Origin of the sequence: Bacillus spizizenii TU-B-10 (assembly GCF_000227465.1) — a bacterium.
In the GTDB taxonomy this organism is placed as follows: domain Bacteria; phylum Bacillota; class Bacilli; order Bacillales; family Bacillaceae; genus Bacillus; species Bacillus spizizenii.
The window spans coordinates 2,589,752-2,609,583 of record NC_016047.1; the positions used below are offsets into that span (position 1 = coordinate 2,589,752).

Below are 19,832 nucleotides of genomic sequence, written 5' to 3' on the forward strand. Positions count from 1 at the left end.
AGGGACGAGAGTTCTCCCGCGGTTCCACCCTAGTTGCTGAGAACAAAATCCCAGCCTCTTTTTTTGAAATTGCTCAAGAATGCCTTTCGTTGCGTGCTCATCCTTAGCTTACACCGCCCTAAGGTCGCTTTCATGAGGTAAACGCAAGTACTTCTTTCTCTCACTGCAACATATTTTATAATAAATGATCATATAAAAAGATGGACCAGATGTCAACTTTTGTTTTCACCCATCAGATGTTTCATGCTTTCCATTTGATCTAAAAAGCGCTTTGATTTTAAATATAACCCTGAATATTCTTCATAATATAAATCAATCACTTGCTTTAATTCAGCTTTTGTTTCCTGCTTTAAGGACACATTGCCCAACCTCGACAAATCGAAGTAATAAAACAGTCTCAAAAGCCTTGCCGTTTGCGGTTTAATTGGAACCCTGTAGGGATCTTTTTCAAAGCAGCGATGGCAAATAAAACCGTTATCACGAACAGAAAAATGGAAGGTCCCATCCTGGCTTTTACAATGCACACAGTGATTCAGCTCAGGGTACAGCCCCATGACACCGAGCATCTTCATTTGAGCAATGAAGATGATGACATCCGGATCTGTTCCTTCATTCAGCTGTTTAAACGATTCTAAAATGAATTCAAACAAATAAGGGTTTGGCTTCTTTTCTTCTGTGCCTTTGTCGACTAGCTCAGCAATATAAGCAGCATATGCTGTTAAAAACAAATCTTCCCTGATGCCTCTCATGCTGAGGATCATTTCACCCTGCTGAAGCGTTCCGAGGCCCGTTGTTTTTTGCATTAAAAATGAACCATACAAAAAGGGCTGGCTGACTGCTGATAAACGGCTGTTCGGTTTTTTGGCGCCTCTTGCCATAACACCTATTTTTCCGTGTTCTCTTGTCAGTAATGTAACGATTTTATTCGTCTCTCCGTAATCATTTGTGCGAAGAACGATTCCTTCACATTTTGTCAGCATTTCCGCACCTTCCTAAAGCAGGAGCGGCCAAGAGGTTTATAAAATTGGATAATCAAATCGGGCTAGCTCATCTTCTAGTTCTTCGGGTCTTTCCATGTTCTCTTTTTCCAGCTCTTTAAAAAGAAGATACGTATCAACATTTCCTGTTTGAGAAAATACGTTCCAGGTAAAATTCAACACAAGAAACCCACCTTTCTGTAGTTAAACTAGCTTACCTAACTCCAAATTCTTACCTTTATCTTGACCAGATGTCCTCCATTTCATGTTAAACAAAATTTGCTAATGTATCCCTGTTCCTGTGAGAAAATGACACAGCAAGGAGATTAATATTCGTCCTCTTTAAAGCCAAAATCGCGAAGCTGGGACATTTTATTGCGCCAGTCTTTCTGCACTTTGACCCACAATTCAAGGTAGACACGGGAGCCTAACAGTGCTTCAATATCCGCTCTCGCTCTTTTTCCAACCTCTTTCAGCAGGCTTCCTTTTTTTCCGATCACAATGCCTTTCTGGGAATCCCGTTCGACCACAATCGTTGCCGCTACGTGCACAGAACCGTTGTCCTGTCCTTTGATGGATTCGATGGCCACCGCAATGCTGTGCGGGATTTCTTCTCTCGTCAGATGCAGCACCTTTTCCCTGATTAATTCAGAAATGATAAAGCGCTCTGGATGGTCGGTTACCTGATCACTCGGATAGAATTGCGGCCCTTCCGGCAAATACGCTTCAATCTGCGTGAGCAATGTTTCGATATTATTTCCTTCTAAAGCAGAAATCGGAACAATTTCCTTAAAAGGATAACGTCCCCGGTATTCGTCAATTAACAAAAGCAATTGATCGGGATGAATTTTGTCAATTTTGTTTACGATTAAAAATACAGGCGTAGACATATTCTGCAATTTCTCAATGATGAATTCGTCGCCCTTCCCGTAGCCTTCCTCGGCGTTGATCATAAACAAGATCAAATCGACTTCTTTTAATGTATTTTGCGCCACTTTCATCATAAAGTCCCCAAGCTTATGCTTAGGTTTATGAATCCCTGGTGTGTCAATAAAAATCGTTTGTGATGTGCCTGTCGTCAAAACTCCTTGCACCTTGTTTCTCGTCGTTTGGGGCTTATCGCTCATGATCGCGATTTTTTGTCCAATGACTCTGTTCAAAAATGTAGACTTTCCTACGTTTGGTCTTCCAATAATGGATACAAATCCTGATTTAAAGCTTTCGTTCGTCATGTAAATCCTCCGATGAAAATGCGCCTGGCAATAATTCTTCCACAGTCATTTCTTTTATTTGTCCTTGTAAATTAGTCAGCACGACAATAACGTCCTTTGTGCAAAGCTCAGAAATCACCTGGCGGCAGGCTCCGCACGGAGATACCGGTCCAGGGGTGTCAGCCGCAACGGCCAGCATCTGAAACTCTGTATCCCCTTCAGAAACAGCTTTAAATAAAGCGGTACGCTCAGCGCAATTGCACATGCTGTATGCCGCGTTCTCGATGTTGCAGCCTCTGTACACTTTTCCATCCTTGGTAAGAAGAGCGGCTCCTACTTGAAACTTGGAATACGGCGCATATGCCATATCACGTGCTTTTAAAGCTTCTGTTATCAATTCTTGTTTGTTCATGTGTACATGTTCCTCTCTTACCTATAATGGTACCGCTATCACTTTATATTTTACATAATCGCGCGCTTTTTTTCACGCCCATTTCTAAAAATGTAAAATAAATGTAAGAATCTTCAGCCATTACAGCTTTGGCAAAAAAATAAGTAAACCAATGATACACGAAATGACGGCAAAAACGCAAACAGCCCCGGCGGCAGCGTCCTTAGCCGCTTTAGCAAGTGGGTGATGTTTGTCTGTTATTAAATCAACCGTATGCTCAACGGCTGTATTTAAAAGCTCCAGCGAAAACATTCCCCCGATCAAAAGGATAATAATCGCCCACTCAATTAGGCTGAGCTCTACGAGGAAGCCGCAAATGAGAACAGCGCAGGCGGCTGCGACATGAAATTGGAAATTCCGCTCCGTCCGCGCTGTTTCCCAGATGCCCCGGCCTGCATGCACGAAGCTTTTGAAGAATCGCTTCAGCTCATTTCTATGATCTCTTGAGTCCATAGGCGTCCAGCAAATCCTTTTGCTTAGTAAACATCTCCTTTTCTTCCTCTTTCGTCATATGGTCATATCCTAAAAGATGCAGAAATCCATGGACGGCAAGAAATCCGAGCTCTCTTTTAAAAGAATGATTATATTCCTCTGCCTGCTCCCTTGTGCGATCCGCACTGATGATAATATCACCTAAAACCGGCGGCATTTCTGCGCCTACGATTTCAACCTCGCCTTCTCCCTCTTCTTCAAGAGCAAATGAGATGACGTCTGTCGGCGTATCCTTTCCGCGGTAATCTTTATTGATCTGCTGGATGTCTTCATTGGTAACGATCGTGACAGAAACTTCAGCTTGATCCTGAACGCCTTCACGTTCAGCGGCAAATTGAAGCAGATTTTCTACTTCTTTGAGCATCTCTTCAGAGACACTCCCCGTTTCATCAACAATATCAATCAGTAAACTCATCTATTTCACCTTCTTAGTAGCCTCCGGATATTCAATCCGGGAGTGGAAAATTCCTTTTAATGTTGCACAGAGCGTTTTTGCGATTGTATCCAGCTCCTTAAATGTCAAATCGCATTCACTGAACTGTCCGTCCTGAAGCTTATCGGATATAATACCCCGGACAAGCTTTTCAATTCGTTCAGGATTTGGATTATGCATGGATCTGACTGCCGCTTCAACACTGTCAGCAACTGATATAATCGCGGCTTCCTTTGACTGCGGCTTTGGTCCTGGATAACGGAACTCTTCTTCTGTAATCTGGTCGCCTTTTTCCTTCGCTTTATAATAAAAGAACTTTAAAAGCGAGGTTCCATGATGCTGCTCAGCAATATCGACAAGCTCTTTCGGAAATTTATAGCTTCTCAGCATATTCGCACCGTCAGTGGTATGAGAAATGATGATATTTTTACTCAGCTGAGGAGACAGCTTGTCATGCGGATTGTCAATATTCATTTGGTTTTCAATAAAATATTGCGGACGCTTTGTTTTCCCAAGATCGTGGTAATACGCGCCGACTCTTGCAAGCAAACCATTGGCTCCAACCGCCTCACAGGCTGCCTCTGACAAATTGGCGACCATTACACTGTGATGATATGTACCTGGTGTTTCTGTTAATATTTTTCGCAGCAGCGGATGGTTAGGATTAGACAGCTCAAGCAGCCTCATAGTGGATAAAATGCCAAAGCCTGTCTCAAAAAACGGCATCAGGCCGATGATCAATACAGACGAAGCAAATCCCGACACAACGCCCATCAGCATTAACGTGCCGATTTCAAGACCCGATAGCGCAGTGTTTTGGATCAATAACAAAGAAAGAACGACAACCATATTAATAAACGCTACGAAAAGCCCGGTCTGCAAAATCTTTGATCTTGCATTGTGTTTTCCTAAAAATAAAACACCTGAAATCCCGCTGATCAAATAATAAATTCCTATGACATAATTGAATGTTCCTGTCACACCCTGATTAAACATCATACTTCCGCAAATCGCAAGAATGATACTTCCCAAAATGGCAATGCGTTCATTCATTAGCAGTTTGATTAAGATCGCGCCGGCCGCAATGGGTACCAGGTAGCCGATATTATTATATTCCATCTTCTGGAACAAACTGACAACCTCCATAATAACAAGCAAAAGCGTTGTGATAATGGAGAACAGCAGGATGGATTGGTTTTTAAACTTCAGGTTTTGTTTCTGTTTTTCAAAATAATATACAAGTGTTGCAATGAAAAGTCCGATCATAATCAATAGGCCGCTGATCGGTTTAAAGAGATTTGAGTTATTTAATAACCCGGTCAGCTCGAGTTTTCTGTACACTTCCCGATCAATAAGGTCATTTTCTTCCACGAGCACCTGACCCTGTTTGATCTGAACCTGCTGGACATTGTCTGACGCTTCCTGCCGCTTTGCCTCTGTCGCTTTCGGATCGAAGACGTAATTCGGGATAATAGCAAAACGCCCGATTTCTGTCGCAGCTCCCAAGTATTTAGATGGGATAGAATTGCCCTTTAGCTCTTTTTCTACTTTATCCTTTGCATCAGATAGTTTATCCGATGAGATTTCACTGCTCATGACCGTATTCACTGCCGTGATGACCGTATCTCTGACAAAAGAAAAGTCTTCACTGTCTGCTTTCAGCAATGTCTTGATGGAATCCTCTGATATGGAATCATTCACATCTGACGTTAATTTGTTCTTCACAGACTTAACCATTGATTTTTCCGATGGTGATTTACTGTCTTCTTCTGATGATTTTTTCACTTCGCTGATACTGTCAAATATAGATGACACAAGGTCAATCCGGTTGTCTGTGTATTCTTTTTTTAATGTATATTGATCTTCAACCGCGTCCTCAGCGGCTTGCTTTTTTTCCTCTGTGGCTTTTTGATCTTCCACGGTTGCCGGAGCATAAATGGTCTTGTCGCTGACTGAAAATAGGTCTAAATCAAGTGTTTCCGGCTTAACATGTACAAAGAGCAAAGCAAACATAATGGCAGCCAGCAGAAGATACAGCAGTACATGCATGGAGCGGGCATTTTTAAAGCTGCTCCATTTTTTTGAGCTGCTTTTGGTCTTCCCCTTCTTTTTCAACACAAGAACCTCCTCTTGAAACATCAAGCCCATAAGCAATCATAAAAATGACCCGATAACGCGCGATCGGGTCATTCAGCATTAATTTTGCTTATCGTATGCTTCAATAATTTTCGCAACAAGCGGATGTCTGACCACGTCTGTTTGGTCTAGCTCAATCATAGAAATGCCGTCTATTCCTCTCAGCATCTCCTTCGCTACTGCAAGTCCCGATTTGACGCCTTTCGGCAGATCAATTTGGCTAACGTCACCTGTAATGATCATTTTAGAGCCAAAACCCAGTCTCGTCAAAAACATTTTCATTTGAGCAGGCGTGGTATTCTGTGCTTCATCAAGTATAACATAAGCATCATCAAGCGTCCGTCCCCTCATATATGCAAGCGGAGCAATTTCAATGATGCCTCTTTCCATCAGACGTTCTGTATGATCTGCCCCAAGCACATCATGAAGAGCGTCATACAGCGGGCGCAAATAAGGATCTACTTTTTCTTTGAGGTCACCTGGGAGAAAACCGAGGCTTTCACCAGCTTCCACGGCAGGTCTTGTTAAAATGATTTTTTTGATATGTCCGTTTTTTAAAGCATGGACTGCTTTTACGACAGCCAGATACGTTTTCCCGGTTCCCGCCGGGCCGATGCCGAATACAAGGTCATTCCGCTTCATAGCGGCCACGTATTCCCGCTGTCCCATTGTTTTCACACGGATTGGTTTGCCTTTTGCGGTTTTTGTAATTTCTTCTTCATACATGCTTTCAAAGTATTCAAGTTCATTCTTCTTTGCCATTTTGACGGCGTAAATCACATCACGTTCAGAGATCTCTATCCCCTTGCGAATTAAAGCGAGGAGCGATCCCAGCAGCCTGTCTGCAATCTGAAACGATTCTTCATCGCCTGAAACATAAATCGTTTCGCCGCGCGTAATGATATTTACATTCAGATCTTTCTCCATCAATTTCAAAAAAGAATCTTGGTTCCCGAACAGTGAAAGCGCCTCGTCCGGGCTTTTCAGTTTTTGATTCATCGCAAGTAAATGTTCTGTCATTCTTCAGTCTCCCTGACAATAGGTGTGGTTTGAACGATATCTTCTATAACTTGGTAGAGAATAATCAACTTTACTTTACCATTCTCAACAGTCTGGTGCAAAACTTTTTCACTTTTCACCTCGCCGTCTTCGCCTATTTTATCCTCTACATCCTGTTTACCCAATTTAATGCCTTCTTGAACTGCTTCTTCTTTCGTATATTTTCGCAAAGCCTCTTCACTTTCTCTCGTTTGCTCTTTGATATAGGATACAGGGAGCTTAAATCCGAGAAAATTCAGCGAATGCTTTTCTTGTTCTGTTTTTGGGTGCTTCAATTCCTCTTTTTTAAACGTCATCCCCCAGATCGGGATTGCCAAAGAGCCAAAAGAAAGCTTGTGCTTTGTCCTTACTTTGCCCGTATAGACGTTAAATAATGTTTCAAGCGGGATCGTCACTTCGGATCTGTACCAGGTTTCTCCATAAATTTCTGCTTTTGACGCGACTTCCTGCTGATGCTCTTCACTGCCGATCAGTCCCGAAACAAGCAGCTGTCCCTTTTCCACATGATCGTGGATTGCGGCCATCGGCTGTCCTTTTTGCACAAACATTCTTGTAATGGTTGCTTTCTTTTTGGCGACAATATCGCGCGGGCTAACATACTTTTCTTTTTCGGGCTCATTTTTCTCCACGACTTTCATGTGAATGGTCGTCCCCTTCAGATCAACTCCGACCCAAGTGATATTGTCTATTCCATTGGTTAACGATTTTTGTATTTTTTCGGGCGACATCATTAAAAACTGCAGACGCCCCTTTTTGACGCCGATTTCATTAAGATGCTGCATCATTTGATGTTCCGTTTCAGGCTTAGCGCCTGTCACATCAATTTTCCACACCATATTGGAAAGCAAAAACAAAAGGATGAAAAACATTGCAAAACCGATCGTAAACCCTATATTCAGCTTTGATTTCAGCAACAGGAAAGGAAATCCCTTCCGATTGATAAATCGGGCTTTACATTTAAATTTTCTTCTGACCCGCCGAAAGGCATGTACATCCTGAAGCTGTATATATAACGATACGGCTTCTTTCTTTTTTTTGACATGAAAAACCGGAATCCCCTGTCTTGTGCATTCATTAAGGAGCCTCTCGATCCCTCTTCCCGTCAATTCAAGCTGGACCTTACCCGAAAAAAAAGACAGCCATTTATTTTTCACAACATTTCCCCCTCGGCTTTATGACTCAACATATCGAACGACATCAATCGTACCCTCCAAAAGAATTTCTTCCGGAAGAATTGCCTTGATGACAAAGTTTTTACCTGATATGATGCACTGGCCCTGCTTCAGCATCAACCTCACTTCATTCTCACTGAAAAGCAATAGGCCTCTGTGGTTTTCTATGTAGATATGAAGTCTGCCAACCATTGTAATCCGCGGCAGATCCATCATAACGTCCGGGGGAATTTCCAATGCTCTTGTCAGCCAAGCTTTCATACGATTCTTTCTTTGCCCCATACAAAAAGAACCCCCTTTCATCTCATATGTATGATTTGAAAGGAGGTTCTAACACTTTAATTTTTACGGGCCGAGCGCATCGTATGGTGAGGTTTTTTCGCTCTTGGAGGCCCGAATACCTCTCCTAAGACGATCCCCTGTACCACAGTGTCTTTATTAACCTGGAGCATTTTTTGTTTTGTGTATACTGCTTTTTGTTTAACTGAAGTAAGGTCACGTTCCAGCCCTTTCAGGTTTCTTTCTGTTTCTCTGCGTCTTTCTTCCGCTTCCCGCCTTACCTGTTCCATGCGGTTGGAAATAGGTACAGGAGCCTCTTCTTTTGACTGCTTCTTTTGAGGAGAAGCCGTTTGCACCTGCTGAGGTTTATTTCTGTTTTGGCTGTTGTTCTTTTCCTCTTTGCTCTTTTTACCAAAAATCATAGAAATGATTCCGATAACCGCTGCGATGATTAGCGGATTGGTCAGTATATCTTCCATCAGCGTTCTCCCTTCTTAGAGAGATTATGATTTACTATCTTCATCAGACGAATCTTTCGTCAACTTGCCGAATGAATCGCGCATTTCTGTATCAGCATCAATGTTTTTGATATTCATGTAGTCCATGACGCCAATATTCCCTTCACGCAAAGCTTCTGCCATCGCAAGCGGCACTTCCGCTTCCGCTTCTACCACTTTCGCGCGCATTTCCTCTACGCGGGCACGCATTTCCTGTTCTTGAGCGACAGCCATCGCACGGCGCTCTTCCGCTTTAGCCTGCGCGATGTTTTTATCAGCCTCGGCCTGATCGGTTTGTAAAATCGCGCCGATGTTTTTGCCAATGTCAACATCGGCAATATCGATCGAGAGAATTTCAAACGCAGTTCCTGAGTCCAACCCTTTTCCAAGTACTGTTTGTGAAATCATGTCAGGGTTTTCAAGCACTTTCTTGTGACTTTCGGATGAACCAATTGTAGAGACAATCCCTTCGCCGACACGGGCCACAATGGTTTCTTCCCCTGCTCCCCCAACGAGACGGTCGATATTCGCTCTTACTGTAATTCTCGCTTTCGCTTTTACTTCAATTCCGTCCATAGCCACACCAGCAATGAACGGCGTTTCAATTACCTTAGGGTTAACGCTCATTTGAACGGCTTCCAAGACGTCACGGCCGGCAAGATCAATAGCAGCACAGCGTTCGAATGTGAGTTCAATGTTGGCTCGCTGAGCAGCAATCAGTGCGTTAACGACTCTGTCAACATTTCCTCCGGCGAGATAATGGCTTTCAAGCTGATTAGTGGCAACATTAAGCCCAGCTTTATGCGCTTTAATCAATGGGTTCACCACTCGGTTTGGTATAACGCGGCGAAGCCTCATTCCGATTAAAGTGAATATGCTGATTCTCACTCCGGCTGCTAATGCGGAAATCCAAAGCATAACAGGCACAAATGTAAAGAATACAGCTAAAACAATGATCCCTACTACGATAATAGCCAGAATCATAAGTGTTGATGGATCCATATCAATTCTCCTCGTTTCTGTTTAAATTTCTCTCACGACGATGCGTGAGCCTTCCACTTTTACTACTTTTACTTTCTTATCTTTTTCTGTAAACGATCCCTCCGAAACAACGTCAAGGCGTTCATCATCAATAATGACAGTACCAGCAGGACGCAGCGGTGTAAAGGTTACTCCTACTTTGCCTATTAAATCCGTGCGCGTTTGATTTGATACGTAGCCGCTCTCCGTATTTGTAGAATCATTTAATACAAATTTCTTAAAGAATTTCATACGCTTTCCCAACACCCTTGTCAGTAAGATGAAAGCTGTTATAGAAACAGCTGAGGCGATCAAGAGAGAAACCGCCATGACAGTGAAGCTCCCCGCGGCTAAAAACAGGCTCGCAATAATCGCTCCTAAGCCCAGTAATCCAATGATTCCCCCGGGAAGGAAAATCTCAAGCAGGATGAGGATCACCCCTGCTATAAAGAGAAGAACTGTCTCGTATCCGGCAAAGCCGGCTGCAAGATGCCCGTAAAAGAACAGCAACAAGGCGATGAATCCAACCGTTCCAGGAATGCCGACGCCCGGGGAAAAAAGCTCTACTGTCAGGCCTAAAAAAGCGATTGTCAGCAGAATAGGAACAATGACCGGATTCGTCAGCCATCTTGCTGTCTTTTCTGCAAAGCTTTCCTTTGCATAGATGGTTTCCGCCTTTTCGAACCCAAGCTTCTTTACGAGCACGGATAAATTGTCAGCCGTACCTTCTGAATAACCTACATCAATCGCCTTATCAGCGTTGAGTGTCAGCAGATCTCCCTTCGGCGCGCCGGCTTCCTTGGCATCTATATCCGGATCAGCCATTGCGAGCGCATATTTTGGATCGCGATTATTTTTCACTGCGGCATCTTCCAGCTCTGCCAGCCAAAGTGATTCAGCTTTTTGGTCAGCGGCATTGCCTTTACCGTCAATAATCGCGGCTGCTCCCATTTTTCCGCCGGGCGCCATATAAATGTTATCGGCTTGCAGGGCAATATATGCACCAGCTGACAACGCACGTTTGTTTACATATGCAGTTACGGGGATCTCGCTTTCGGTTACCGAGTCCGCTATATCAATAGCTGATTTGACCAATCCTCCCGGCGTATTGATATCAAGAATAATATGATCTGCATGTGCTTCTTTTGCATCCTGTAACGAACGGGACAAAAACGAGGCGAGGCCCTGTTCGACATTTTTTTCAACCGGGATCACATAAACCGTTTGTTTTTCTGCTTTGGCGTTCAGCTGTACGCCTAATAAAGAAAGTAAAAATATACTCAAAAGAGCAGCACGAAATCCTTTGATTTGAAGCAAGGGCGGTGTATCCCTCCTTCCATTTATAATAGGTGCCTTCTCTTCATACGTAACAAATGTATCAAAGGTTTCATTTTTTTATGTATAAAAAAAGACATCTCTCTTAGAAAGATGTCCTTTTTTACGCCATTTAAGACAATTGACTGCTGACAAGCTTATTAATTAAGCTTCCGTCAGCTTTACCTTTTACTTTAGGCATAATTGCACCCATTACTTTTCCCATGTCCGCTTTTGAGCTCGCACCAACCTCAGCAATGGTTTCATTTACGATTGTAAGCAGTTCTTCTTCTGACAGCTGCTCGGGTAAATAAACTTCTAAAATGTCCAGCTCTTTTTGAACTTTATCTACTAAATCTAAACGATTAGCGTTTGAAAATTCCTGGAGGGAGTCTTTACGTTGCTTAAGTTCACGAGAAAGGACAGTGAGTTCCTCATCCTCGGTCAAACTGTCTTTCTTAAGCTTAATTGCTTCATTTTGAAGTGAAGCCTTAACCATTCGAACGACAGTAAGTTTGTCTTTCTCACGGTTTTTCATATATAGCTTCATATCCTGGTTAAGACGCTCAAGAAGACTCATAAATCCACCCTCTTTTAGAATTTGCGTTTTCTAGCAGCTTCAGACTTTTTCTTGCGCTTTACGCTAGGTTTTTCATAAAATTCGCGCTTTCTTGCTTCTTGCAAAGTACCTGTCTTTGATACACTGCGTTTGAAGCGACGAAGAGCATCTTCAAGCGATTCGTTTTTTCTAACGACCGTTTTTGACATTCTCTTTCCCTCCCTCCGAATACACCAATCGACTACCTTTAAGTTACACATATAAACATGTACTTTGACATTATAATATAAGCCTTCAGTCAGGTCAACTAAGTGAGTTCACTTTTCCGTCATGTGTGCGACTGCCTGTCTATATAATGATAGAAAGGGGTTGATGAATAGGATGTTAATTCTGATTAGCTTTACTGTTCTTATATTATTCTTTCTCGCAGGCATGAACATGCTTCGAAAAGGCTTAATTTCAATGGCGTACTCAAAAATTGAAGAACGTTTGCTTTTATTTACGGACCATCCGTTAAAAGCGTTTCTGATCAGCATTGTATTTACAGGGATTCTTCAGAGCAGTTCAGCCTTTATGGTTATTGTCATCGGCTTTGTCAGTGCGGGCGTTCTTTCTTTTAAGCGGACGATACCGATGATTCTGGGAACAAATGTCGGATCTACCTTTACAACTGAGTTTATTGCTATCAAAATGGATGTTTTGATTTGGGTTCTTTTAATAGGAGGTTTATTGTTTTTTCTGACTGGCAGATATCCGTTGAAACAGCTCGGAACAAGCTTCCTCGGTCTCGGCATCATCTTTTTTTGCATCAGCGGGTTCAGCCACCTTGCAGGGCCGCTTACAAAGCTGAAAACGGGAGCTGAAGTTCTATACCATGTTAACGATTCAAACTGGTCCGCTTTGCTTATCGGTATGGTGTTGACCGCAATCATTCACTCAAGCTCTGTCTGTATCGGCATTTTGATGAGCTTTATGAATGAAGGCATTATCGGACTGACACAGGCGATGAGCGTCGTGCTCGGTTCAAACATCGGGACATGCATTACAGCTGTCATGGCTGCTGTATCCGGCGGATATGCGGCGAAACAGACAGCGTATGCCCATGTGGTGTTTAACGTGCTGGGCGTGGCTCTTGTATTTCCTTTTCTGACGGCAACGACCGGTTTTGTAGAACAGTTATCACCTGATCCCGCACAAAGGATCGCACATTTCAGCCTTTTATTTAATGTGGTGACAGCTCTTTTATTTCTTCCGCTTACAAACTTGTTTTACCGCTTGATTCACTTTCTTATTCCAGCTAAATAAAAAAACCCGGTACATGTAGATGCACCGGGTTTAGATTAAGAAGACAAACGCATGTGTTCAGTTATTTCATCCTCAACAACACGGACAAATTGCCCTTCGTTGTAAGGATAGCCTGCTTTTAGGATTTTGACTTTCACGATTTTGCCGATCATATCTTCCGTACCTTTAAAAACAACCTTCATATAGTTATCTGTGTAACCGACAAACATGTTCTCTTCTTCCGTTTCCTTATACGCTTCCTCAGGGATGATCTCAAGCACTTCATTTTCATACTGAGAAGCATATTCCTTCGCAAGCTGGTCAGATAGAGCAATCAGGCGGTGTACACGTTCATTTTTTACGTTTTCATCCACTTGGTCTTCCATTCGCGCAGCTGGCGTTCCTGTACGTTTACTGTAAGGGAAAACATGCAGTTCAGAGAATTTATGTTCTTTAATAAAGTTATAGGTTTCCATAAATTCTTCTTCTGTTTCGCCAGGGAACCCTACAATGACATCAGAAGTAACAGCTAAGCCTGGCAATGCTTTTTTCAGTTTGTTTAAACGGTCTGCAAAAAACTCCATCGTATATTTACGTCTCATCCGTTTAAGAACTGTGTTTGATCCAGATTGGATAGGAATATGCAAATGATTTACAATCTTATCTGAGCGGTCTAAGACTTCGATCACTTCGTCTGTGATTTGGCTGGCTTCAATTGAAGAAATTCTAATTCGTTTAACACCTTCAACACGAGTGTCTAATTCGCTCAAGAGCTTCGCAAAGTTGTAATCTTTCATATCTTCGCCGTAGCCGCCTGTATGAATACCTGTAAGAACAATTTCTTTATATCCGGCATCGACGAGCTGCTGCGCTTGTTTAATGACTTCTTCAGGGTCGCGGGACCGGAGCAGGCCGCGCGCCCACGGAATGATACAGAATGTGCAGAAATTATTGCAGCCTTCCTGTATTTTCAATGACGCTCTTGTCCGGTCAGTGAAAGCAGGTACATCAAGCTCTTCATACACTCTTGCTTTCATGATGTTGCTGACGCCGTTAATCGGCTGGCGTTCTTCACGGTATTGGTCGATGTAGCCGAGCATTTTTTCCCGATCCTGCGTTCCGACTACAATATCGACACCAGGGATCGCCATAATCTCAGCAGGCGAGGTTTGCGCATAGCAGCCTGTGACACAGATGACACCGTCAGGATTTTGACGAATGGCGCGTCTGATCACTTGGCGGCTTTTTTTATCCCCCGTATTTGTTACCGTACATGTATTAATGACATATACATCAGCTGTTTGTTCAAAGTCTCTTCTTTCATAGCCCGCTTCTTTGAAAAGCTGCCAGATTGCTTCTGTTTCATAATGGTTGACTTTACAGCCAAGCGTATGGAAAGCAACAGTTGCCATTACTGATCACCTCTTAATAACTCTGTTTGATAAGAAATCGCACTCAACGCGTATAGCGGAGCGGTTTCTGTCCTTAAAATTCTCGGTCCAAGGCCGCACGGCACACTGTCTTTCTCTGTGAGCCGTTCAACCTCCGCTTCTGTTAAACCGCCTTCGGGACCAAATACGATCAAAAGGGATGATCCTTTCGGAAGGCTTCGTACAACTGCGCTGAATGCGCTTATTTCACCTTTCTTCGATGACTCCTCGTATGCAACGACACATTTATCGAAATCTTGCATCCGTTGAAGAAGCTGCTGAAAAGAATGGACATCCATCACTTGCGGCACTTCGTTACGGTACGATTGTTCAGCCGCTTCCTTCGCAATTTTCGCCCATCTTTCCCGCTTTTTCTTTGCCTTTTTGTCATCCAGCTTAACAACAGAACGCGCGGCTTGAAAAGGAATAAAGGCGTGAGCTCCGAGCTCAGTCCCCTTTTGGATAATCCATTCAAGCTTATCTCCTTTCGGGAGGCCGCTCGCAATATAAACCTTTATCGGAAGCTCTCTGTTTTCATTCGTCCATTCTACTACAAGGCAGGACACATTATCTTTGGAAACAGATTGAAGTTCACATTTTGCCTCGAAGCCGTCCTGAGAACAGCAGATAATCTGATCTCCCTCATTCATTCTCATCACGTTCACAATATGATGAACATCTTCGCCGGTAACCGAAAAAGCCGGCGCTTCCTCCATTTGCTGCTTCGTGAGCTCGATAAAATATCGTTGCATACGCAGTGACACCTACTAACTGTTATTTTTTCGCAATAATGCTGACCCAATCTTCCATTGAAAGGATTTCTACAATGGTAAAGCCAGCTTGTTCCAGTGATTCTTTTACTTCTTGTTTTTTATGCCCGATGATTCCTGATGTAATAAAATGGCCGTCTTCTTTTAACAGGCTGTACGCTTGTGAGGTAAAGCGAAGAATGACTTCAGCCAAAATATTGGCAACAATCACATCATGCTCCCCTTCAATCCCGTCTAACAAATTGTTTTGCTTGACTTGAGCAATATCGCTCACTTTGTTCAGCTTGAGATTGAGGCGTGCACTTTCTACAGCCACGGGATCAAGATCGTAAGCATGGACCGATTCAGCCTCAAGCATTGCAGCCGCAATACTTAAAATTCCGGAACCTGTACCTACATCAATCACCTTATCACCCTTTTGCACAATGCGTTCAAGCGCCTGAATGCAGAGGACAGTTGTCGGGTGTGTGCCTGTGCCGAAAGCCATACCAGGGTCCATTTCTATAATCAGTTCATCAGTATGGACCGGCGTATATTCCTCCCACGTCGGCACAATTGTAAACTTTTCAGAAATTTTCACAGGATGATAATACTTTTTCCAGGCAGTCGCCCACTCTTCTTCATTCACTTCAGAAATGGTGATGTGATTTCTGCCCAAATCAATATTATAAAGAAGCAGATTATTAATCGTTTCTTTAATGCCGTCCACCGTTTCGCCTAGAAAACTGTTAACCGGCAGGTATGCTTTGACAATGACACCCTCGTCTGGATAATCATTGGGGTCGAGCTGGTAGATTTCCCCGTACACATTCTCACGTTCTTTAATTAAATCAAGCGGGTCCTCTATCACAACCCCACTTGCACCAGCTTCATGCAATATATTTGAGATAGGTTCGACCGCTTCATGTGTTGTGTGAATGCTTAATTCGGACCATTTCAAAACTACCAACTCCTCATCCAATAATTAATCGCCTTTAAACGCGCGTTTTACCTTGTCAAAGAAACTCATTTCCTGTTCGTCAGGCAGGTTTCCGCTGACCTCGGCAAATTCGCGGATAATGTCTTTTTGTTTATCTGTCAGGTTTGTCGGCGTAACGACGCGGACGACGATATGCTGGTCACCCTGTCCATAGCCTCTGACATTTTGAACGCCTTTTCCTCTTAATCTGAATTTTGTCCCTGTTTGTGTACCGGCTGGAATTTTCAATTTCACTTTTCCATGCAGCGTCGGAACTTCCACTTCATCACCAAGAGCAGCCTGAGCAAACGTTAACGGCATTTCACAGTAAATATCATCGCCGTCACGCTCGAAGAACTCGTGGGCGCGCACGTGGAACACGACAAATAAATCCCCGGCAGGGCCGCCGTTTACTCCTGGTTCACCCTGTCCCGAGAGACGAAGCTGCTGTCCGTCATCTACACCGGCTGGAATTGTCACGTTAATTTTTTTGCGTTTTTTGATTTTTCCTTTGCCGCCGCAATCCGCACATTTGTCTTTAATAATTTTGCCCGTACCTTCACAGTGGTGGCAGACCCGTCTGTTCACGACTTTTCCAAACGGCGTATTTTGCTCCACGTTTAACTGGCCGGAGCCTCCGCAGTGGGAGCACGTTTCCGGGTTTGTTCCAGGTTTCGCACCTGAACCTTTACATGTGTCGCACGTTTCCTCACGCGGAATTTCGATGGTTGTTTCTTTACCGAAAGCGGCATCCTCAAACGACAAGGTCATCGTATATTGCAAATCGGCACCTTGGCGCGGTGCGTTTGGATCTCTTCGTCTTGTGCCTCCGCCGAAAATACTTGAAAAAATATCATCGAAACCAAAACCGCCGAAATCGCCGCCGCCAAAACCTCCGCCGCCGAAGCCCTGATTAGGATCAGTATGCCCAAATTGGTCGTAATGCGCACGTTTTTGATCATCTGACAGCGCTTCGTACGCTTCTTTTACCTCTTTAAATTTTTCATCTGATCCGGCTTCTTTATTAATATCTGGATGATATTTTTTTGACAGCTTCCGATAAGCTTTTTTAATTTCATCCTTTGAAGCGCTCTTACTTACTCCCAGCACTTCATAGTAATCACGCTTACTCATCTCGCTTCACTCTCCCGAATTTCTCACATAAATTAGATTGTATCATTTTGAATTATGATTTTTCAATTCCTTTTATCCCGGGCAAGAAAAAAAGTCAAAGCCAAGAGATGCCTGACTTTGACTTTCTAATCATTGAATCAGATTATGAAATGTGCTCTTTTCGGTCAGCCCCAAAAGCGGGACTGACTCGGAGAAGAACTTATTTTTTGTTTTGGTCGTCGTTTACTTCTTCGTATTCAGCGTCAACAACGTTGTCATCCGCTTTGCCTTCAGCGTTTGCTCCGCCTTGAGCTTGCTGTGCTTTGGCAGCTTCTTCATAAAGCTTCATAGAAAGCTCTTGAACGATTGCTTGAAGCTCATCTTTTTTCGCTTTGATCTCTTCAAATTCATTTTTCTCAATCGCTGCTTTTAAAGCGTCTTTGGCATCATTGGCTTTTTTCACTTGTTCTTCGTCCACTTTGCCTTCAAGATCTTTTAATGTTTTCTCAGTTTGGAAAACAAGCTGATCTGCTTCGTTGCGGACTTCGATTTCTTCTTTTTTCTTCGCATCAGCGTCAGCATTTTCTTCCGCTTCTTTTACCATGCGTTCGATCTCATCATCAGAAAGACCTGAAGAAGATTTGATTGTAATGTTTTGCTCTTTTCCTGTGCCTAAGTCTTTTGCTCTTACGTTTACGATACCGTTTTTGTCAATATCGAAAGAAACTTCGATTTGAGGTACGCCGCGCGGTGCTGGCGGGATATCAGTAAGCTGGAAGCGGCCGAGTGTTTTGTTGTCGGCAGACATAGGGCGCTCACCTTGAAGAACATGGATATCAACAGCTGTTTGGTTATCAGCAGCAGTTGAGAACACTTGAGATTTGCTTGTCGGGATCGTCGTATTGCGGTCGATCAGTTTTGTGAACACGCCGCCCATTGTTTCGATACCGAGAGAAAGCGGTGTAACGTCAAGAAGAACTACGTCTTTTACGTCACCAGTGATAACGCCGCCCTGAATCGCAGCACCAAGCGCCACAACTTCATCTGGGTTTACGCCTTTATGCGCTTCTTTTCCAGTTTCTTTTTTGATTGCTTCTTGTACGGCAGGGATACGAGTTGATCCGCCGACAAGGATAACTTTGTCGATTTCGCTTGCAGAAAGCCCTGCATCTTGAAGCGCTTGACGGACAGGACCCATTGTGCGCTCTACTAAATGAGAAGAAAGCTCTTCGAATTTAGCGCGAGTTAATGTAAGTTCAAGGTGAAGCGGTCCTGCTTCTCCAGCTGTGATAAACGGTAAAGAAATTTGCGTAGAAGATACGCCGGAAAGATCTTTTTTCGCTTTTTCAGCTGCGTCTTTCAAACGTTGAAGCGCCATTTTGTCTTTTGACAGATCAATGCCGTTTTCTTTTTTGAATTCAGACACAAGGTGATCGATGATGACTTGGTCAAAATCGTCACCGCCCAGACGGTTGTCACCGGCAGTTGAACGAACTTCGAATACACCGTCGCCAAGTTCAAGGATTGAAACGTCGAATGTACCGCCACCAAGGTCGTATACTAGGATCGTTTGATCTTCATCTGTTTTATCAAGTCCGTATGCAAGCGCTGCTGCAGTCGGCTCGTTGATGATACGTTCTACTTCAAGACCTGCAATTTTACCAGCGTCTTTTGTCGCTTGACGCTCAGCATCGTTAAAGTAAGCAGGAACTGTGATAACTGCTTTTGATACTGTTTCGCCAAGATAGCTTTCAGCGTATGATTTAAGGTGTTGAAGGATGATAGCAGACACTTCTTGAGGAGTGTAATCTTTCCCTTCAATTTCCACTTTATAGTCAGTACCCATATGGCGTTTAACAGACATGATTGTGTTAGGGTTTGTGATAGATTGGCGTTTAGCCACTTCCCCTACTTGGCGTTCGCCGTTTTTGAATGCAACAACTGATGGCGTTGTGCGGTTTCCTTCAGCGTTAGCAATAACTTTAGGCTCGCCGCCTTCAAGCACTGCCACACATGAGTTTGTTGTTCCTAAGTCGATTCCGATAACTTTACTCACTTGAATAACCTCCTGCTATGTAATTATTGATTCACTTTTACCATGGAAGGGCGAATGACGCGATCCTTCAGCTTATAGCCTTTTTGCATTTCCTCAACAACAATGTTGGAGCCATAGTTTTCATCTTCAGCCTGCATAACGGCTTGATGCAGATTAGGATCAAATTCCTGCCCTACAGCTTCGATGGCTTCCACGCCTTCTTTTTTCAAGGCTTCTACGAGCTGACGGTGGACCATTACCATTCCCTGGAGCAAACTTTTCGTCTGTTCATTGTCGGCTTCAACTTGAAGCGCTCTTTCAAAGCTGTCAAGAGCCGGCAGCAAATCAGCCACGATGTTTTGAGAACGGTATTTTTGGGACGCTTCCATCTCTAAACGGCTGCGTCGTTTATAGTTTTCAAAGTCTGCTTGAACACGCAAAAGTTTGTTTTCTTTTTCCTCAAGCAAACCTTGCAATTCGTTAATTTGATTTTGAAGAAGTTCGCTTTCATTTGTTTCTTCCTGCTGTTCTTCAGCGGCAGCTTGTTCTTCAATGACTTCTTGCTCTTCTGTTTCGTTTTGTTCAACGGTTTGTTTTTCTTCTGACATTGTGTTCACCTCCCTCAAAGTGTAAGGAGAAGGG

Annotated in this window: 22 protein-coding genes and 1 other annotated feature (1 of these 23 cut by a window edge); of the genes, 1 reads left to right on the forward strand and 21 read right to left on the reverse strand. The window is 43.4% G+C overall.

Annotation, left to right across the window (positions count from 1 at the left end; genetic code table 11):
* Positions 1-173: a binding site (T-box leader), on the reverse strand; it reaches 3 nt to the left of the window's first position.
* Positions 174-212: 39 nt separating this feature from the next.
* The 15 genes from recO to rpsU form a co-directional block, all read right to left on the reverse strand.
* Positions 213-980 (reverse strand): DNA repair protein RecO, encoded by a 768-nt coding sequence (gene recO, locus GYO_RS34900; RefSeq protein WP_014114447.1) that lies wholly within the window; start codon positions 978-980, stop codon positions 213-215.
* A gap of 36 nt (positions 981-1,016) precedes the next feature.
* Complete coding sequence (locus GYO_RS34905) at positions 1,017-1,160, reverse strand: YqzL family protein (protein WP_003230053.1); 144 nt, start codon at positions 1,158-1,160, stop codon at positions 1,017-1,019.
* Between the two features lie 143 nt (positions 1,161-1,303).
* On the reverse strand, positions 1,304-2,209 hold the full coding sequence (era, locus tag GYO_RS34910) for a GTPase Era (protein WP_014114448.1): 906 nt from the start codon (positions 2,207-2,209) through the stop codon (positions 1,304-1,306).
* On the reverse strand, positions 2,190-2,600 hold the full coding sequence (locus GYO_RS34915) for a cytidine deaminase (RefSeq protein ID WP_003226204.1): 411 nt from the start codon (positions 2,598-2,600) through the stop codon (positions 2,190-2,192). The genes era and GYO_RS34915 overlap by 20 nt, the downstream gene beginning before the upstream one ends.
* A 120-nt stretch (positions 2,601-2,720) precedes the next feature.
* On the reverse strand, positions 2,721-3,092 hold the full coding sequence (locus GYO_RS34920; RefSeq protein ID WP_014114450.1) for a diacylglycerol kinase family protein: 372 nt from the start codon (positions 3,090-3,092) through the stop codon (positions 2,721-2,723).
* Complete coding sequence (gene ybeY, locus GYO_RS34925) at positions 3,073-3,546, reverse strand: rRNA maturation RNase YbeY (RefSeq protein ID WP_014114451.1); 474 nt, start codon at positions 3,544-3,546, stop codon at positions 3,073-3,075. The genes GYO_RS34920 and ybeY overlap by 20 nt, the downstream gene beginning before the upstream one ends.
* Complete coding sequence (pgpH, locus tag GYO_RS34930) at positions 3,547-5,682, reverse strand: cyclic-di-AMP phosphodiesterase PgpH (RefSeq protein WP_072566562.1); 2,136 nt, start codon at positions 5,680-5,682, stop codon at positions 3,547-3,549. It abuts the gene before it with no gap.
* Between the two features lie 78 nt (positions 5,683-5,760).
* Positions 5,761-6,720: a PhoH family protein gene (locus GYO_RS34940; protein ID WP_003226195.1), complete on the reverse strand. Its 960-nt coding sequence runs from the start codon at positions 6,718-6,720 to the stop codon at positions 5,761-5,763.
* Positions 6,717-7,913 carry a sporulation protein YqfD gene (gene yqfD / locus GYO_RS34945; RefSeq protein ID WP_041521008.1) on the reverse strand — a complete coding sequence of 399 codons (1,197 nt, stop codon included), beginning with the start codon at positions 7,911-7,913 and terminating at the stop codon, positions 6,717-6,719. The genes GYO_RS34940 and yqfD overlap by 4 nt, the downstream gene beginning before the upstream one ends.
* Before the next feature lie 18 nt (positions 7,914-7,931).
* Positions 7,932-8,213: a sporulation protein YqfC gene (gene yqfC, locus GYO_RS34950; RefSeq protein ID WP_003226191.1), complete on the reverse strand. Its 282-nt coding sequence runs from the start codon at positions 8,211-8,213 to the stop codon at positions 7,932-7,934.
* A 56-nt stretch (positions 8,214-8,269) separates the two neighbouring features.
* Complete coding sequence (locus GYO_RS34955) at positions 8,270-8,689, reverse strand: YqfB family membrane protein (protein WP_014114454.1); 420 nt, start codon at positions 8,687-8,689, stop codon at positions 8,270-8,272.
* A 24-nt stretch (positions 8,690-8,713) separates the two neighbouring features.
* The gene (floA, locus tag GYO_RS34960; protein ID WP_014114455.1) at positions 8,714-9,709 is read right to left on the reverse strand and encodes a flotillin-like protein FloA; all 996 of its coding nucleotides are present in this window, start codon (positions 9,707-9,709) and stop codon (positions 8,714-8,716) included.
* Between the two features lie 21 nt (positions 9,710-9,730).
* On the reverse strand, positions 9,731-11,044 hold the full coding sequence (locus tag GYO_RS34965; protein WP_014114456.1) for an NfeD family protein: 1,314 nt from the start codon (positions 11,042-11,044) through the stop codon (positions 9,731-9,733).
* A 130-nt stretch (positions 11,045-11,174) separates the two neighbouring features.
* On the reverse strand, positions 11,175-11,621 hold the full coding sequence (locus tag GYO_RS34970) for a GatB/YqeY domain-containing protein (protein WP_003226182.1): 447 nt from the start codon (positions 11,619-11,621) through the stop codon (positions 11,175-11,177).
* Between the two features lie 14 nt (positions 11,622-11,635).
* Positions 11,636-11,809 carry a 30S ribosomal protein S21 gene (rpsU, locus tag GYO_RS34975; protein WP_003152957.1) on the reverse strand — a complete coding sequence of 58 codons (174 nt, stop codon included), beginning with the start codon at positions 11,807-11,809 and terminating at the stop codon, positions 11,636-11,638.
* Positions 11,810-11,981: 172 nt separating this feature from the next.
* Here rpsU and GYO_RS34980 point away from each other — a divergent pair, with 172 nt between their 5' ends.
* Positions 11,982-12,905 carry a Na/Pi symporter gene (locus GYO_RS34980; protein ID WP_014114457.1) on the forward strand — a complete coding sequence of 308 codons (924 nt, stop codon included), beginning with the start codon at positions 11,982-11,984 and terminating at the stop codon, positions 12,903-12,905.
* Positions 12,906-12,940: 35 nt separating this feature from the next.
* On the opposite strand, the gene mtaB is transcribed toward GYO_RS34980, so the two are convergent.
* The 6 genes from mtaB to grpE all read right to left on the reverse strand — a co-directional run bounded on the left by mtaB (position 12,941) and on the right by grpE (position 19,798).
* On the reverse strand, positions 12,941-14,296 hold the full coding sequence (mtaB, locus tag GYO_RS34985) for a tRNA (N(6)-L-threonylcarbamoyladenosine(37)-C(2))-methylthiotransferase MtaB (RefSeq protein ID WP_014114458.1): 1,356 nt from the start codon (positions 14,294-14,296) through the stop codon (positions 12,941-12,943).
* Complete coding sequence (locus tag GYO_RS34990; RefSeq protein WP_014114459.1) at positions 14,296-15,066, reverse strand: 16S rRNA (uracil(1498)-N(3))-methyltransferase; 771 nt, start codon at positions 15,064-15,066, stop codon at positions 14,296-14,298. Before GYO_RS34990 ends, mtaB begins: the two co-directional genes overlap by 1 nt.
* Before the next feature lie 22 nt (positions 15,067-15,088).
* Positions 15,089-16,024, reverse strand: coding sequence for a 50S ribosomal protein L11 methyltransferase (gene prmA, locus GYO_RS34995; RefSeq protein WP_014114460.1), 936 nt, complete (start codon positions 16,022-16,024; stop codon positions 15,089-15,091).
* Positions 16,025-16,048: 24 nt separating this feature from the next.
* Complete coding sequence (gene dnaJ / locus GYO_RS35000; protein ID WP_014114461.1) at positions 16,049-17,176, reverse strand: molecular chaperone DnaJ; 1,128 nt, start codon at positions 17,174-17,176, stop codon at positions 16,049-16,051.
* A 199-nt stretch (positions 17,177-17,375) separates the two neighbouring features.
* Complete coding sequence (gene dnaK / locus GYO_RS35005; protein ID WP_014114462.1) at positions 17,376-19,211, reverse strand: molecular chaperone DnaK; 1,836 nt, start codon at positions 19,209-19,211, stop codon at positions 17,376-17,378.
* A gap of 23 nt (positions 19,212-19,234) precedes the next feature.
* Complete coding sequence (gene grpE / locus GYO_RS35010) at positions 19,235-19,798, reverse strand: nucleotide exchange factor GrpE (RefSeq protein WP_014114463.1); 564 nt, start codon at positions 19,796-19,798, stop codon at positions 19,235-19,237.
* Positions 19,799-19,832: the final 34 nt, after the last annotated feature.

Coding starts and splice junctions, on each gene's coding strand:
- recO (WP_014114447.1), bottom strand. CDS start 980: ATGCTGACAAAATGTGAAGGAATCGTTCTTCGCACAAATGATTACGGA.
- era (WP_014114448.1), bottom strand. CDS start 2,209: ATGACGAACGAAAGCTTTAAATCAGGATTTGTATCCATTATTGGAAGA.
- GYO_RS34915 (WP_003226204.1), bottom strand. CDS start 2,600: ATGAACAAACAAGAATTGATAACAGAAGCTTTAAAAGCACGTGATATG.
- GYO_RS34920 (WP_014114450.1), bottom strand. CDS start 3,092: ATGGACTCAAGAGATCATAGAAATGAGCTGAAGCGATTCTTCAAAAGC.
- ybeY (WP_014114451.1), bottom strand. CDS start 3,546: ATGAGTTTACTGATTGATATTGTTGATGAAACGGGGAGTGTCTCTGAA.
- GYO_RS34940 (WP_003226195.1), bottom strand. CDS start 6,720: ATGACAGAACATTTACTTGCGATGAATCAAAAACTGAAAAGCCCGGAC.
- yqfC (WP_003226191.1), bottom strand. CDS start 8,213: ATGGGGCAAAGAAAGAATCGTATGAAAGCTTGGCTGACAAGAGCATTG.
- GYO_RS34955 (WP_014114454.1), bottom strand. CDS start 8,689: ATGGAAGATATACTGACCAATCCGCTAATCATCGCAGCGGTTATCGGA.
- floA (WP_014114455.1), bottom strand. CDS start 9,709: ATGGATCCATCAACACTTATGATTCTGGCTATTATCGTAGTAGGGATC.
- GYO_RS34970 (WP_003226182.1), bottom strand. CDS start 11,621: ATGAGTCTTCTTGAGCGTCTTAACCAGGATATGAAGCTATATATGAAA.
- rpsU (WP_003152957.1), bottom strand. CDS start 11,809: ATGTCAAAAACGGTCGTTAGAAAAAACGAATCGCTTGAAGATGCTCTT.
- GYO_RS34980 (WP_014114457.1), top strand. CDS start 11,982: ATGTTAATTCTGATTAGCTTTACTGTTCTTATATTATTCTTTCTCGCA.
- mtaB (WP_014114458.1), bottom strand. CDS start 14,296: ATGGCAACTGTTGCTTTCCATACGCTTGGCTGTAAAGTCAACCATTAT.
- GYO_RS34990 (WP_014114459.1), bottom strand. CDS start 15,066: ATGCAACGATATTTTATCGAGCTCACGAAGCAGCAAATGGAGGAAGCG.
- dnaJ (WP_014114461.1), bottom strand. CDS start 17,176: ATGAGTAAGCGTGATTACTATGAAGTGCTGGGAGTAAGTAAGAGCGCT.
- grpE (WP_014114463.1), bottom strand. CDS start 19,798: ATGTCAGAAGAAAAACAAACCGTTGAACAAAACGAAACAGAAGAGCAA.